We start from the raw sequence: 13,651 nt of genomic DNA on the forward strand, positions 1-13,651 counted from the left end.
GATCGCCGGCGCGTCAATCGGGACGCTAGGGAGTGGGAATGACCTGATCCCCAGGTCTAGGTAAACGCAAGGTGAACAAGCCATCACGGAGGGGGTGATCCGCAACACGCTCACCATGGCATGGTCTGGGATTATTCACCCGCCGGCCGTCCCTCCGGGCTGCCGGGCCGCCTGTCCAGCCGCCTCTTCTTCCGGGCGTTCCTGGGTCAGGTAGATGGACTTCGCGGCCTCCGCGATCCAGTCCTGGAGGTCAGGCGAGATGACGGCACTGCCTGCCGCCGCGGCCGCCCGCTCCTGGCCCTCCACGGAGGCCACGTACTCGACGAACTCCTTGACGAAGGTGCCCTCGGCCTTGTCCTCGTAGCGCGAGCACACGACCAGGTAGGAGACGAGCACCATCGGATAGGCGAAGGACTTGTCGATCTTCCGGTCGAGCACGAACGCGAGGTCGTGCTCGTAGCGGTTCTCGATCCGGGGCGAGACGTCCACGACGGCGGCCGCGGCGTCCGCGCTGTAGGGCACGTACTCCTCGCCCACCTTGATGGCGACCTGCCCGAGGTCGGCGGTCGCCGAGGCGTCCGCGTAGGTGATGGCGCCCGGCGTCGAGCGGACCGTCTCGATCACGCCGCCCGTGCCTTCCGCGGCGAACCCGTCGGGCAGCGGCCACAGGCCGTCGGGATCGTGCGGCCATGCCTCCGGGGCCGTCGCGTGCAGGTAGTCGGTAAAGTTGTCGGTGGTGCCCGAGTCGTCGGACCGGTGCACCGGCGTGATCTCCAGGGCGGGCAGCTGAACGGTGGGATTGGCCGTGACGATCGCCGGGTCGTCCCACCGGGTGATCTGCCCCGTGAAGATGCGCGCGATCAGGTCCGAGGACATGTTCAGCTGGTCGACGCCCTTCACGTTGAAGGTCACCACGATCGGGCTGATGTAGACCGGCAGGTCGATGGCGTTGCCGCCGTCGCACGCCGGACCCGACGCGGCCATCTCCTCGTCGTTGAGGGCGACGTCGGAGGCGCCGAACGCGGTGCTGCCCGCGAGGAAGGTTTCGCGGCCATCACCCGAGCCGACCGGGTCGTAACTGATCGCCGCATCAGGGTGCTGCTCACGGAAGCCGGCGATCCACGCCTCCATCGCGGCACCCTGAGCGCTGGAACCGGCGCCGCGGAACTCACCGACGACGGTGGGCTCGGGGTCGGCACTCGGCTCGTCCTCCGCCCCGAACCCGGGCAGCTCGACGCCGCAGCCCGCGAGCGGCAGCATGAAGGCGCCTGCGGTGGCAGCGGAGACGAGACGGGTGTAGAGGGAGGTACGCACGGATCGCGAAACTACTCACCAGCGCCGTCCCGTGAGCAAACATCAGGTGAACGGAAGATGACCAGCGTCCCATTCACCCCGTGACGTGCGACACGCGACGGGCGCCGGCGCGCGCGTCACGCCTCGTCGTCGGCCAGCTTGTAACCCAGGCCACGCACCGTGAGCAGGTACTTCGGCGTGCCGGGGTCCGGTTCGATCTTCGACCGGATGCGCTTCACGTGGACGTCGAGCGTCTTGGTGTCGCCCACGTAGTCGGCGCCCCAGACCCGGTCGATGAGCTGGCCGCGGGTCAGCACCCGGCCCGCGTTCCGCATGAGCAGCTCGAGCAGATCGAACTCCTTGAGCGGTAGCGCCACGCCCTCCCCGGAGACGGCGACGGTGTGCCGCTCCACGTCCATCCGGACCGGCCCGACCTCGAGCACGCCGTCCTCGTCGTGCTCCGCCGAGTCGTTGGGCTGACGGCGGCGCAGCACCGCCCGGACGCGAGCGAGCAGCTCCCGGTACGAGTAGGGCTTGGTCACGTAGTCGTCGGCGCCGAGCTCCAGGCCCACGACCTTGTCGATCTCCGAGTCTTTCGCGGTCAGCATGATGACCGGCACGTCGCCGCGCGCCCGCAGCTCGCGGCACACCTCGGTGCCCGACAGCCCCGGCAGCATCAGGTCGAGCAGCACCAGGTCCGCCCCCTCCGCGTCGTACGCAGCGAGCGCCGAGTTGCCGTCCGCGGCCTCGATCACCTCGAAACCCTCGCGGGTCAGCTGGTACGTCAGCGGGTCCCGGTACGACTCCTCGTCCTCTACCACCAGGATGCGCGTCACGCACCTACCTCCTCGTTCTTCGTGGCCCCGTTGTCCGTGGCCTTGTGCTGGCCTTGCAGGTCCTGCGCCTCGTGCTGTCCCGCTTCCTCACGAGAGGTGCCGCGGCTCCCGCCGTCAGGCCGGTCCGCGGACGGGATGCGCAGCGTGAAGGTGGAGCCCCGGCCGGGCTCCGACCACATCGTGACGTCGCCCCCGTGGTCGGCGGCCACATGCTTGACGATACTCAGGCCGAGGCCGGTGCCACCGGTGTCGCGCGAGCGCGCGGGGTCCACCCGGTAGAAGCGCTCGAAGACGCGGTCCTGCGCATCCTCGGCGATCCCGACGCCCTGGTCGACGACGGCGATCTCGACCAGGCCGGCCCGCTCGTTCACCCCGACGCCCACGCGGCTGGCGGGCCCGGAGTAGGCGACGGCGTTGTCGACCAGGTTGCGGACGGCGGTGACCAGGAGGTTGTGGTCGCCGTAGACCTCGGTGTCCAGGTCGCCGCCCATCGTGATCGCTATGTTCTTGGACTGCGCGGTGGTCCGCGCGCGGTCGACCGCCTCCTCCACGACCTCGCGGATCGGGACGGGGGTCAGCTTCGGGACGGCGCCGGCGCCCTGCAGGCGCGACAGCTCGATGATCTCCTGCACGAGGGCGGACAGCCGGACCGCCTCGCGCTGCATACGTTCGGTGAACCGGCGGACGGCGACCGGGTCGTCCGCGGCGTCGGCGACGGTCTCGGCCAGCAGCGCCAGCGCTCCGACCGGCGTCTTCAGCTCGTGGGACACGTTGACCACGAAGTCGCGGCGGATCGCCTCGACGCGCCGTGCCTCGGTGCGGTCCTCCGCGAGCACCAGAACCCGTTCCAGGCCGAGTGGCGCCACGCGCACCTGCAGGAGCACGGTGCCCTGGCCCACCGGGCCGCGGGGCAGCTCCAGCTCCTGCTCGCGGATGACGCCGTCGCGCCGCACCAGGGCCACCAGGTCCGTGATCGCGGGGTGCACGAGGGCGTCGTTGCGCACGACACCGAGCGCGTAGGCGGGCGGCGAGGCGCGGATCACCTCGTCCTCGCCGTCGAGCACGACGGCCGCGGACCGCAGCACCGAGAGCACACGGACGAGACCCGCGTCGAGCTCGTCGGGTTCGGCCTGGGCAAGGGCATGCTGCTGCCGCTCGGAGACGCGGAAGGCCACGGTGGCAACCACGCCGACGATCACGCCGAGGATGCCGGCGGCCAGCACCGGCACCCCGGAGATGATTCCGTCCACGCCTCCAGGGTAGGTCGACGTTTCAACCGCAGGTCGACGTCGGCGGGCGCACGGGGCATCGTGTCGCCTACTGTTCATGTACGGGAGGAAGAGCGTTAACCTCCCGGTACAGCGCGACGTCGAACCTTGGCGGGTGCGGGCGGTAGCTGTGCCGTGCGTCGTCCCGGGAACTGTCCGGGCGGCCGGCCCGGCCGTGCGTCGGCCCCTGCCCGCCTTGCGGCGGCGCTCAGCGGACGCGAACCGTCCGTGCGCCCCGAGTGCGAGAGGAAACCGATGCGACAGATCTTCGAAGCTGAGCTCCAGCAGGTCGGAGACGACCTGATCGAGATGAGCAGGCTCGTCGAGTCCGCCATCACCCGTGCCGGAACGGCGCTGCTTGAGGCCGACCTTCAGCTCGCACAGGAGGTGATCGCCTCCGACAAGACCATCGACGCCATCGAGGACTCGCTCGACGAGCGCTGCGTGCACATCCTCGCGCAGCAGGCCCCGGTCGCCACCGACCTGCGCATAGTGGTGAGCGCGCTGCGGATGAGCGCCTCCCTGGAGCGGATGGGCGACCTCGCCCGGCACGTGGCCCAGGTGGCACGCGGGCGCTACCCCGCGCACGCGATCGTGCCGGAGGCGGAGGACACCTTCGCGAAGATGCACGACGCCGCCGTCCGCGTGGCCCAGCGGACCACCAAGCTGCTGGCGACACGCGACCTCACGGTGGCCGAGGCGATCGAGCGCGACGACGACATCATCGACGAGCTGCACCAGGAGACGTTCAACAAGCTCCTGGCGCCCGAGTGGCAGGGCACGGTCCAGGAGGCCGTCGACGTGACCCTCGTCGGCCGCTACTACGAGCGCTTCGGTGACCACGGCGTCTCGGTGGCCCGCCGCGTGACCTTCCTGGTGACGGGCGACTTCCCGGACGTGTGACCGCCAGCTCGCCGAAGTAGAACTGTGGCGAAGTAGAACCAGGGCGGTTCTACTTCGCCACAGTTCTACTTCGCCCTGGTTCTACTTCGGCGGAGGGGTCAGCGGCCCTGGTTGGCTACCGCGGCGATCGCGTCCTTCGCCGCCTCCGGGTCCAGGTAGGTGCCGCCCGGGTTCACCGGGGCGAGGGTCTCCTCGTCGAGCTCGTAGACCAGCGGGATGCCCGTCGGGATGTTGAGCCCGGCGATGGCCTCGTCGGAGACGCCGTCGAGGTGCTTCACGAGGGCCCGCAGCGAGTTGCCGTGCGCGGCGACGAGCACCGTCTTGCCGGCCTTGAGGTCGGGCACGATCTCGCTCTCCCAGTACGGCAAGGCGCGCTCGAGGACGAGCTTGAGGGCCTCCGTGCGGACCAGGGGGGCGTCGGCGTAACGCGGGTCGGCGTCCTGGCTGAACTCGGAGCCCAGCTCGATCTCGGGCGGCGGCACGTCGTAGGAGCGGCGCCAGAGCATGAACTGCTCCTCGCCGAACTCCTCGAGCGTCTGCTTCTTGTCCTTGCCCTGCAGCGCGCCGTAGTGGCGCTCGTTGAGGCGCCAGCTGCGCTTCACCGGGATCCAGTGCAGGTCGGCGACGTCGAGCGCGAGATTCGCGGTCGAGATCGCGCGGCGCAGCAGCGAGGTGTGCACGACGTCGGGCGAGACGCCGGCCTCCTTGAGGAGCGTGCCACCACGCTTGGCCTCCTCGACGCCCTTCTCGGAGAGGGCGACATCCACCCAGCCGGTGAACAGGTTCTTGGCGTTCCACTCGCTCTCGCCGTGGCGGAGCAGCACGAGGGTGTAGGTCATGCCCCCATCCTGCCGCACTCCCCCCGAGGTTCGGGAACGCGGCTGGTGCCGGTCCCAGACCCTGGACAGGCACCGGCCGCGGGCGCGACGGCCGACGCGCGTCGGGCGCGCAGCTAGCGGGCGGCGTGGTGCTTGCGGGCCTGTTCGTAGACCGCCACGATCTCCTCCGCCGCGCGGTCCCAGCCGAATCTCGTCGCCGAGGCGCGGGCGCCGGTGGCCAGGCACGCTCGGAGCTCGTCGTCGTCCAGGAGGCTCTTGAGGGCCAGCGCCCAGCTCTCGGGCTCGTGGTCGGGCACCAGGACGCCGGAGACGCCGTCCTGGACCACCGTGCGCAGCCCACCCACCGCCGCCGCGACCACCGGCGTGCCCGAGGCCTGGGCCTCGGCCGCCACCAGGCCGAACGACTCGCTGTGGGACGGTACCGCCACCAGGTCGACCGCCCGGAAGTAGTTCGCCAGCGTCCGCTGCGGCACCGGTGGCCGCACCACTACGTGCGCGGCCACCCCCTCCTGGTAGGCGAGCGCCTCCAGCTCGCGGACCGCCGTCGCGCGCCCGGAGGCGCCGCCCAGGACCACCAGCAGGGGCGGCTGCCCGTCGCCCTCCGACCAGATCCGCTCGCCCAGCGCCCGCACCAGCACGTCCGGGCCCTTGAGCAGCTGCACGCGGCCCGCGAACAGCACGATCTTCCGGTCCGGCGGGAGCCCGAGGCGCTCGCGCAGCTCGGCCCGCCGCCGCACCCGGTCCACCGGATCGCCGTCCGCCGCCTCGGCGACGAGGTCAGCCTCGGGCAGCGGCGAGAACACCTTAAGGTCCACACCCGGCTGCACCACGTGCACCCGGTCGGGTTCGGCGTGATAGTCCCGCACCAGCTCGCCGGCCTCCTGATCGGTGTTCGCGACCAGGGCGTCGGACTCGGCGACCACCTGCTCCTCGCCGATGACCCGGCCGTGCGGCTCCGGGGTGTCCCCGGGCGCCAGGGACGCGTTCTTCACGCGCGCCATCGTGTGCATGGTGTGCACCAGCGGCACGTCCCAGCGTTCGGCCGCGAGCCAGCCCACCTGTCCCGACAGCCAGTAGTGGGTGTGCAGCACGTCGTACCAGCCCTCCGGGCGGTGCGCCTCGGCGCGCAGCACCCCCGCCGCGAACGCGCAGAGCTGGCCCGGCAGGTCGTTCTTGTCCAGGCCCTCGTACGGCCCCGCGGACACGTGGATCACGCGGATGCCCGGCTCGGCGTCGGTCACCTTGGGCTGGGCCGACGACGTCGCCCGTGTGTAGATCTCCACCTGCGCCCCGCGCCGGGCGAGCGCCCGGGACAGCTCCAGCACGTACACGTTCAGGCCGCCCGCGTCGCCCGTACCGGGCTGCTCCAGCGGCGAGGTGTGCACGGAGACCATCGCGATCCGGAGCGGACGGCCCGTGTCCGGCTCGGCGAGGTCCGCGGGCAGGCTTTCGCGCATCACGCCTCCAGGACGCACGCGGGCACGGGCAGCTCCAGCCGGTCGACGACCTCGCCCGCACCCGACGCGCGGTCGAGGCGGACCGCTATCAGCTCGTCGGTGTTCTGCGCGGCGACGACCACGACGGCGCCGTCGGCCAGGACCGCATGGTGGCGCGGCCACGCTCCCGCCCCGAGGTCGACGTCGGAGACGTTCTCGACGACGAGGTGCCCGACGACGCCGGGGCCGTCCGCACCGGCCGGAGCCTCGCGCACCCGCAGCACCGACAGGACGTCCGGGCCCCGCACACCCACGTGCACCAGGTCGCCGGCGACGCTGATGTGCGAGGGGTAGCCCGCGGCGCCGTCGGGCATGGTGCGCCCGGTGATCGCCACGGAGCCCACGTGCTCCAGGCGGCCGGGTCCGGCCGGGACCAGGACGTGCAGTCGGCAGTCCAGCTCGCCCGCGACCAGGATCGTGCCGTCGGCCAGCTCGACCAGGTGGCGCGGGCCCGTGCCGGGCGGCAGGACGGCGGCGACCGTGGTGGTGCCGACCTCTTCCCCGGCGTCCAGCGGGTAGGTACGCAGCTCGTCCGTGCCGAGGTCGGACACGAGGACGCGGTCGCCCCACACGTGCGTGAAGTGCGCGTGCGGCCCTTCCTGCCGGTCCGCGACCGGGCCCGACCCGGCGTGCGAGAACGTACGCGGCGCCCGGAGCCCGCCGTCGTCCGCCAGGGGCACGGCGGCGGCCACGCCGTCGGTGTAGTTCGCCACCCAGGCCACCGTGGCGGTCGCCACGACGTGGCACGGACCCGAACCGCCCGAGGCGGCGGCAGACGCGGGCGAGAGCTCACCGGCGTCGGACACGCGGAAGGACGTGAGCCTGCCGGGCTCGCGCTCGGTCACCGCCAGGAGCGTGCGCCCCGACGGGTCCAGCGCGAGGAACGACGGCGAGGCGGCCTGCACGACGAGCTCCCCGCCCGCGAACCTTCCGCTCGGATCGATGTCGACGCGCCAGATGCCCTCACCGGTGCCCGGGGCGTCCCCCGCCGTCGGATAGGTACCGATCCACAGGGCAGCGGTAGGGATACTCATGCGGCCAGCCTAATTCCGCCGGGCCCATGCTCCGGCCGGAATGCACGACGCCCCGGCCGCCCCTTCGGAAAGGGGCGCCGGGGCGCATTCCGCCGTCGTGTCAACGACTGCGTCAGCCGTTGGCCTTCGCGTAGGCCTCCTGGACCTCGGCCGCGATACGTCCGCGATCGCTCACGGTGTAGCCGTTGGCCTTGGCCCATTCGCGGACCGCGGCCGTGTCACTGCCGGAACGCGACCGGCGAGTGGTGGCGGTACGCGCGGCAGGCGACTTCACCTTACGTGCGTGGCCGACCCACGAAGCGAGTGCGTCACGCAGCTGAGCCGCGTGCTCGGCGTCGAGGTCGATCTCGTAGGAGACGCCGTCGAGGCCGAAGTTCACGGTCTCGTCAGCGGCACCGCCATGGATGTCGTCTTCGAGAACGAGCTGAACCTTCTGAACCATACGGGTACTTCCCTTCCGCGCCACAAATTCCGGGGTTAGTTCGGAGCATGCCTCACTCAATATTGACATGTCAATAATGGGCATGCCGCCCCGATCACCAAAACTTCACCCTCGGACAGTGATGTACGTGGATTTGATCCGGAAGGTCGGCGGGGATAACCTCGGCGGCGCAGATCAGTGCGAAGGGGAATTCCCCATCTTTTCCGCTGCCACCATGCCCTCGCGATCCATTCGCTCGAGGGCCTCCCGCTCGTGCCGGTCGGCTCGCAGGATCTTGCGCATCGCAAACCAGAACAACAGGCCGACGCCCACCGAGGGCGTGAGCCCGGCGAGCACCGCAAGCGTCGTATCCATCACAAGATCCTCACAAACTCGTCTGCGCGGTTCATATTTCTCAGGCCTGCGGCTTCACCAGCGGGAAAAGGATGGTCTCGCGGATCCCCTGGCCCGTCAGCGCCATGAGCAGGCGGTCGATGCCCATGCCCATTCCGCCCGAAGGGGGCATGGCGAATTCCATCGCGGTCAGGAAATCTTCGTCCAGCAGCATGGCCTCGTCGTCGCCGGCCGCGGCCATCCTGGCCTGCGCCTCGAAGCGCTGCCGCTGGATCACGGGGTCGACCAGCTCGGAGTAGCCCGTGGCCAGCTCGACGCCCCGGACGTACAGGTCCCACTTCTCGACCTGCCCCTTTTCCGAGCGGTGGTCACGGGTGAGCGGCGACGTCTCCACGGGAAAGTCCCGGACGAACGTCGGCGCCGACAGGTGGTCACCCACCCGGTGCTCCCAGAGCGTCTCGACGAGCTTTCCGTGATTGAGAATCTTCTTGTTGCCGACCTCGATGTCGAGGCGGCCGGCGATCTTCTCGAGTTCCTCGACCGACGTGTCGCCGGTGATCTCCTCGCCGAGGCTTTCGGAGAGCGAGTCGTACATCCGTAGGTTTGCCCATTCACCGCCCAGCTCGTACTCGGAACCGTCCGGAAGGCCGACGAGCGTGGTGCCGAGAACGTCCTGTGCCGCCGTCTGCACCAGGTCCTGGGTGAGCGCGCCGATGGTGTTGTAATCCCCGTAGGCCTCGTACGCCTCGAGCATGGCGAACTCCGGCGAGTGCGACGAGTCCGCACCCTCGTTACGGAAGTTACGGTTGATCTCGAAAACCTTCTCGACACCCCCGACGACCGCCTTCTTGAGGAAGATCTCGGGCGCGATGCGCAGGAAGAGCTCCAGGTCGTACGCATTCATGTGCGTCGAGAAAGGCCGGGCGCTCGCGCCCGAGGCAATGGTCTGCAGCATCGGAGTCTCGACCTCGATAAAGCTGCGGCGGTGGAAGTTTTCCCGCAAAGAACGCACGACGCCGGCACGCAGGCGCACCATGTCACGGGCGGCGGGGCGTGCGATGAGGTCGACGTAGCGCTGCCGGACGCGCGCCTCCTCGGACAGGTCCTTGTGCAGCACGGGCAGCGGGCGCAGCGACTTCGCCGCGATCTGCCACTCGTCCGCGAAGATGCTCAGCTCGCCGCGCCGCGACGAGCCCACGCGGCCGCGCAGGAAGAGGTGGTCGCCCAGGTCGACGTCGGTCTTGAACGCCGCGAGCGCCTCCTCACCGAGCTCGGCGAGGCTCAGCATGCCCTGGAGGCGGTTGCCCTCGCCGTCCTGCAGCGTGACGAAGCAGAGCTTGCCGCCGATGCGGATGAACACGACCCGGCCGGCGACGCCGACGACGTCGTCCGTCTCCTGGCCGGCCTCGAGGTGGCCGTACGTCGCGCGCACCTCGGTGATTGCGTGGGTGACCGGGACGGTGACCGGGTAGGCCTCGATGCCGCGCGCCAGCAGGCGCTCACGCTTCTCGCGCCGGATCCGCAGCTGCTCGGGCAGGTCATCGGTCGGCGGGGTCGCGGCATTCTCGGCGGCGGGGTTATCGGTCACGGATGCGATTCTATCGGTGCCCATCACCCGCTGAGTGCGGGATTTTCGCCGCGTTGGCCACATCGGAGGGGCGAATAGCCAGCACTCAGCGGGGCCGGCGTCAGGGGCGGAGGTCCAGGGCGAGGTCCAGGATGGGGGCGCTGTGGGTGAGGGCGCCTACCGACAGGTAGTCCACTCCCGTGGCCGCGATCTTGCGCGCCCTGTCGAGCGTCAGGTTCCCGGTCGCCTCCAGCTCGACGTGCGCGGGGACGCCGTCGCGCCCCTCCCGCGCGCGGACGGCGGTCACGGTCTCGGCGAGCAGCTCCGGTTCCATGTTGTCGAGCAGCAGGAAGTCCGCGCCCGAGGCCAGGGCCTCCAGGGCCTGGGCGGTCGTGTCGGCCTCGACCTGGATCTGGACGTCGGGGAACATCTCGCGGACGGCGCGGATCGCCGCGGCGACCGACCCGGCGGCGACCACGTGGTTGTCCTTGACCATGGCGACGTCGTACAGGCCCATGCGCTTGTTGGTGCCGCCGCCGGCCCGCACCGCGTACTTCTGCAGGGCGCGCAGGCCCGGGGTCGTCTTGCGGGTGTCGAGCACCCGCGCACCCGTGCCGGCGAGCTCGCGGGCGAACGCGCGGGTCGCCGTCGCGACGCCGGACGCGCGGCTGGCCAGGTTGAGCATGGTCCGCTCGGCCACGAGCAGCACCTGGGTGCGGCCGCTCAGGACCGCCAGGACCTGGCCCGCAGTGACGGCGTCGCCGTCCTGCGCGTGGTACGTGACGGTCGGGGCCGGCAGGCCCAGCCGGGTCGCGACCTGGTCCAGTACCTCGCGCACCACCACGAGGCCTGCCACCACGCCGTCCTCCCGTGCCACCAGCTCGGCCACCCCGGTGCCCGACGGCGGGATGGTCGCCTGCGAGGTGACGTCCCGGCCGGGCGCGGGGCCCAGGTCCTCGTCGAGGGCCACCTCGACGGTGCGGGCGATCCAGGCGGCGTCGAGCCCCGGGCTGACCGTGGAGGGGGAGTCGAAGATGGGAAGAGTGCTCACAGGCTCACGGTATCCGGCGAGCCGACCGGGGCAGCGCCGTCCACCATGTCCTGGAGCATGCGCTCCGAGTCCGTGAGGTAGCGGTTCAGGTCCGCCGCGGCGCCGTCGGCGTCGCCCGCCAGGAACCGGCGCAGCAGGCCGGCGTTGCGGTCCACGAAGCCGTCGAAGAAGGAGCCGTTGTCGCCCAGCAGGCCGAACGACAGGCGCAGCTCGGCGGAGAGGTTCGCGTGCACGCGGTCGAGGCGGGGGCTGCCCGCGAGCGCCACGATCCCCGAGTGGAACCGCATGTTGGCGGCGGCGATGTCGCGCCAGTCGCCGCCGAGCCGGGCGGCGAGGGCCGCGTCGACGGCGTCCCGCATGATGCGGGCCCCCGGGTGGGCGGGGTCGCCGGCGGCGAGCACGGGGACCTCGATGAGCCGCCGCACGCGGTAGATGTCGACGATGTCGGCGAGGGTGGGTCGCGCGACGGCGACGCCCGCGTTGGGGCGCCGGACCAGCAGGCCCTCGTGGACCAGGATCCGGAAGGCCTCGCGCAGGGTGTTGCGGGAGACGTCGAGCGACTCGCTGACCGACTGCTCGGAGAGCCGCTGCCCGGGCGTCAGGCGCCCGGTGACGATCAGTTCGCGGATGGCGTCGGCACTCCGCTCGGCCCGATCGGTTGTCACTGAACCCATCCTACGGACCCACCTTCCCCCGCCGAGGTAGGACCAGGGCGAAGTAGAACTCTGGCGAAGTAGAAGCCTGGCGAGGTAGAAGCTTGGCGAGGTAGAAGCTGAGCCATGTGCTCGAGTTCTGGCTCGCTGCGGTTCTACTTCGCCCTGGTCCTACCTCGCCAGGGTTCTACCTCGCCAGGGTTCTACCTCGGCGGATGTGGTTAGTCGATCGTGTTCAGGACCGTGTGGACCAGGTTGCGGGACTGGGCCGCTATCGAGGTGCGCCACGCGTCGAACGTCGGGTCGCTCACGCCGAAGTCGGTCTCGAAGTGCTGCATGTCCGGGGTGTGGATGTGCCCGGCCGGGATGTCGAGCCCGGCTCGGTCACGCAGCAGCGTGTTGCGATAGGCGCTCTCGTTCGAGAGGTAGTTGCCGCCACCCCCGCTGTACGAGCAGGAGCCCTCGGCCGGCGGCACCGGCGGCGTGGCCGGTGGGTAGTCGACGGGCGGCGGGCTGTTGAATGTCTCGCGCGCGGGCGACGTGCAGTCGGGGAACTGCGTGTAGCTCGTGTTCCAGACGACGCCGAAAGCGACCGACGGGTCCGGCCACGTGTCGCCCGGCGGGCGCGGCACGTCGGCCCCGGTGTCGGCGGCGATCATCTCCGCGATCGGCAGGCTCGCCGTGGTCCACTGCGGCGGGTCGGTGAGCCCGTCGCCACCGCCCCAGCGGTCGACGACCTGGATGTTGCAGCCCGGGTTGTCGACCGCGAGCTGTGGCACGCCGCCCACGATCGGGCACGGCAAGCCGTTGTCGTTTCCCGGGTAGGTGCCGTGGTAGCGGCCGTTCCACTGCTCCAGGTTGAACTGCGACCCGCCGGCCTGGCTCACGGTGAGCGACGCGTCGACCTGCCGGGGACCGGGCTCCATGAACGGGCCGACCGTGTCCTCGAGGTAGCCACGCTCGAACTCGGGGTAGCTCACGGGCAGCGTGTACGCCTCGACATGGGCGAGCTTGCCGCCGTCGGTGCGGTAGGTGGTGCCGTCCAGCGAGAGCGCGGTGGCGCCCGACGGGTTGCCGTGCCGGATGTTGTTGCCGACGGTGCCCGGCGCCGGCGAGGTGGTGCCGCCGTCGAGCGTGTAGACGTCGAACCCGCTGACGATCACGCGCAGGACGTTGTCACCGCGCGGCAGATCGATGTCGAACATGCCGCGCGCGGCCTTGTCGAACGTCTCGATCAGGCCGGCGCGCTCGGCGCCGGTGAGGCCGCCTTCCGGCGCCCACTGGCGCAGCACCGCCATGGCCTCGACGCGGGTCCAGTACAGCGGGCGGTCGTCGCTCGCGGGCAGGTCACCCGGGACGTCGCCGTCGGCCTGGGCGCGACGGACGGCGGCGTCCCACAGGGCCTCGCCCTTCCGCTCGGCCAGGGCCGTCGCGCCGTCGAGCGTGCCGGTGCGGCACAGGGCCGCCGTGAGGGCGGCCGCATACCCGCCGAAGCCGCCGCCCTCGATGACGGTCCGGGCGTAGGTCTTGTCGGCGGGCACCGTCGGATCGGCGGCGTCAGGCAGGTGGGCGGCCAGGCGGCGCTCCTCGACCGAGAGCGGGATGCTCGGGTCGAGGCATTCGGCGGCCGGAGCCTCGGCTTCGGGCGGAGCCCCGGCGGACGCCGGAGCCGCCAGAGCCGTGGTGGCGCAGAGCGCGAGGGCTACGGCGCCCGCCCGTGCTCTGACGGCGGTACGTGGTGTCGACATGGTCGTCTCTCCCCTCAGAGGTGTCGTGACTGACCGTAGGGCTTCGTTGAACAATCCGACAGGGCCAGAAACGTAAACATCTCGTATCCCGGCCTATGCCCCAGCGCTGGAGCCGTGCCATGATCGACAAGGTCCGGCAATGCGGATGAAACATCCGAGCGACACGATCCTGACTGTTGAACAATCCG

The 13,651-nt window shown here is 70.9% G+C and carries 13 protein-coding genes; 1 reads left to right on the forward strand and 12 read right to left on the reverse strand.

The window, feature by feature from the left end; genetic code table 11:
• Positions 1–135 precede the first annotated feature (135 nt).
• The 3 genes from pstS to EW117_RS09365 all read right to left on the reverse strand — a co-directional run bounded on the left by pstS (position 136) and on the right by EW117_RS09365 (position 3,379).
• Complete coding sequence (gene pstS / locus EW117_RS09355; RefSeq protein ID WP_242504189.1) at positions 136–1,314, reverse strand: phosphate ABC transporter substrate-binding protein PstS; 1,179 nt, start codon at positions 1,312–1,314, stop codon at positions 136–138.
• A gap of 116 nt (positions 1,315–1,430) precedes the next feature.
• Positions 1,431–2,129: a response regulator transcription factor gene (locus EW117_RS09360; protein WP_129786002.1), complete on the reverse strand. Its 699-nt coding sequence runs from the start codon at positions 2,127–2,129 to the stop codon at positions 1,431–1,433.
• A complete protein-coding gene (locus tag EW117_RS09365) occupies positions 2,126–3,379 on the reverse strand; it encodes a sensor histidine kinase (protein ID WP_129786004.1) in 1,254 nt (417 codons plus the stop codon). The genes EW117_RS09360 and EW117_RS09365 overlap by 4 nt, the downstream gene beginning before the upstream one ends.
• Positions 3,380–3,652: 273 nt before the next feature.
• Here EW117_RS09365 and phoU point away from each other — a divergent pair, with 273 nt between their 5' ends.
• Positions 3,653–4,300 (forward strand): phosphate signaling complex protein PhoU, encoded by a 648-nt coding sequence (gene phoU, locus EW117_RS09370; protein ID WP_129786006.1) that lies wholly within the window; start codon positions 3,653–3,655, stop codon positions 4,298–4,300.
• Positions 4,301–4,398: 98 nt separating this feature from the next.
• Here phoU and EW117_RS09375 read toward each other — a convergent pair whose 3' ends face one another.
• From EW117_RS09375 to EW117_RS09415, 9 genes are all read right to left on the reverse strand, one after another.
• Positions 4,399–5,139, reverse strand: a complete 741-nt coding sequence (locus EW117_RS09375; RefSeq protein ID WP_129786008.1) for a phosphoglyceromutase — start codon at positions 5,137–5,139, stop codon at positions 4,399–4,401.
• A 113-nt stretch (positions 5,140–5,252) separates the two neighbouring features.
• A complete protein-coding gene (gene mshA, locus EW117_RS09380) occupies positions 5,253–6,596 on the reverse strand; it encodes a D-inositol-3-phosphate glycosyltransferase (protein WP_129786010.1) in 1,344 nt (447 codons plus the stop codon).
• Complete coding sequence (locus tag EW117_RS09385; RefSeq protein WP_129786012.1) at positions 6,596–7,669, reverse strand: lactonase family protein; 1,074 nt, start codon at positions 7,667–7,669, stop codon at positions 6,596–6,598. Before EW117_RS09385 ends, mshA begins: the two co-directional genes overlap by 1 nt.
• Before the next feature lie 112 nt (positions 7,670–7,781).
• Positions 7,782–8,111 (reverse strand): histone-like nucleoid-structuring protein Lsr2, encoded by a 330-nt coding sequence (locus tag EW117_RS09390; protein ID WP_129786014.1) that lies wholly within the window; start codon positions 8,109–8,111, stop codon positions 7,782–7,784.
• 174 nt (positions 8,112–8,285) lie between these two features.
• Positions 8,286–8,465: a hypothetical protein gene (locus tag EW117_RS09395; protein WP_129786016.1), complete on the reverse strand. Its 180-nt coding sequence runs from the start codon at positions 8,463–8,465 to the stop codon at positions 8,286–8,288.
• 40 nt (positions 8,466–8,505) lie between these two features.
• Complete coding sequence (gene lysS / locus EW117_RS09400) at positions 8,506–10,056, reverse strand: lysine--tRNA ligase (RefSeq protein WP_422890553.1); 1,551 nt, start codon at positions 10,054–10,056, stop codon at positions 8,506–8,508.
• 76 nt (positions 10,057–10,132) lie between these two features.
• Positions 10,133–11,062 (reverse strand): carboxylating nicotinate-nucleotide diphosphorylase, encoded by a 930-nt coding sequence (gene nadC, locus EW117_RS09405; protein ID WP_129786020.1) that lies wholly within the window; start codon positions 11,060–11,062, stop codon positions 10,133–10,135.
• Complete coding sequence (locus EW117_RS09410) at positions 11,059–11,727, reverse strand: GntR family transcriptional regulator (protein WP_207211822.1); 669 nt, start codon at positions 11,725–11,727, stop codon at positions 11,059–11,061. The genes nadC and EW117_RS09410 overlap by 4 nt, the downstream gene beginning before the upstream one ends.
• A gap of 209 nt (positions 11,728–11,936) precedes the next feature.
• Positions 11,937–13,463, reverse strand: a complete 1,527-nt coding sequence (locus EW117_RS09415) for a PIN domain-containing protein (protein WP_129786024.1) — start codon at positions 13,461–13,463, stop codon at positions 11,937–11,939.
• Positions 13,464–13,651 lie beyond the last annotated feature (188 nt).

It is taken from the genome of Promicromonospora panici, from assembly GCF_900608595.1.
GTDB classification, from domain to species: Bacteria; Actinomycetota; Actinomycetes; order Actinomycetales; family Cellulomonadaceae; genus Promicromonospora; species Promicromonospora panici.

Bases quoted from the DNA above. Each gene is read 5' to 3' on its own strand.
- EW117_RS09375 (WP_129786008.1), bottom strand. From the start codon at position 5,139: ATGACCTACACCCTCGTGCTGCTCCGCCACGGCGAGAGCGAGTGGAAC.
- lysS (WP_422890553.1), bottom strand. From the start codon at position 10,056: ATGGGCACCGATAGAATCGCATCCGTGACCGATAACCCCGCCGCCGAG.
- mshA (WP_129786010.1), bottom strand. From the start codon at position 6,596: ATGCGCGAAAGCCTGCCCGCGGACCTCGCCGAGCCGGACACGGGCCGT.
- EW117_RS09390 (WP_129786014.1), bottom strand. From the start codon at position 8,111: ATGGTTCAGAAGGTTCAGCTCGTTCTCGAAGACGACATCCATGGCGGT.
- EW117_RS09385 (WP_129786012.1), bottom strand. From the start codon at position 7,669: ATGAGTATCCCTACCGCTGCCCTGTGGATCGGTACCTATCCGACGGCG.
- phoU (WP_129786006.1), top strand. From the start codon at position 3,653: ATGCGACAGATCTTCGAAGCTGAGCTCCAGCAGGTCGGAGACGACCTG.
- EW117_RS09395 (WP_129786016.1), bottom strand. From the start codon at position 8,465: ATGGATACGACGCTTGCGGTGCTCGCCGGGCTCACGCCCTCGGTGGGC.
- EW117_RS09415 (WP_129786024.1), bottom strand. From the start codon at position 13,463: ATGTCGACACCACGTACCGCCGTCAGAGCACGGGCGGGCGCCGTAGCC.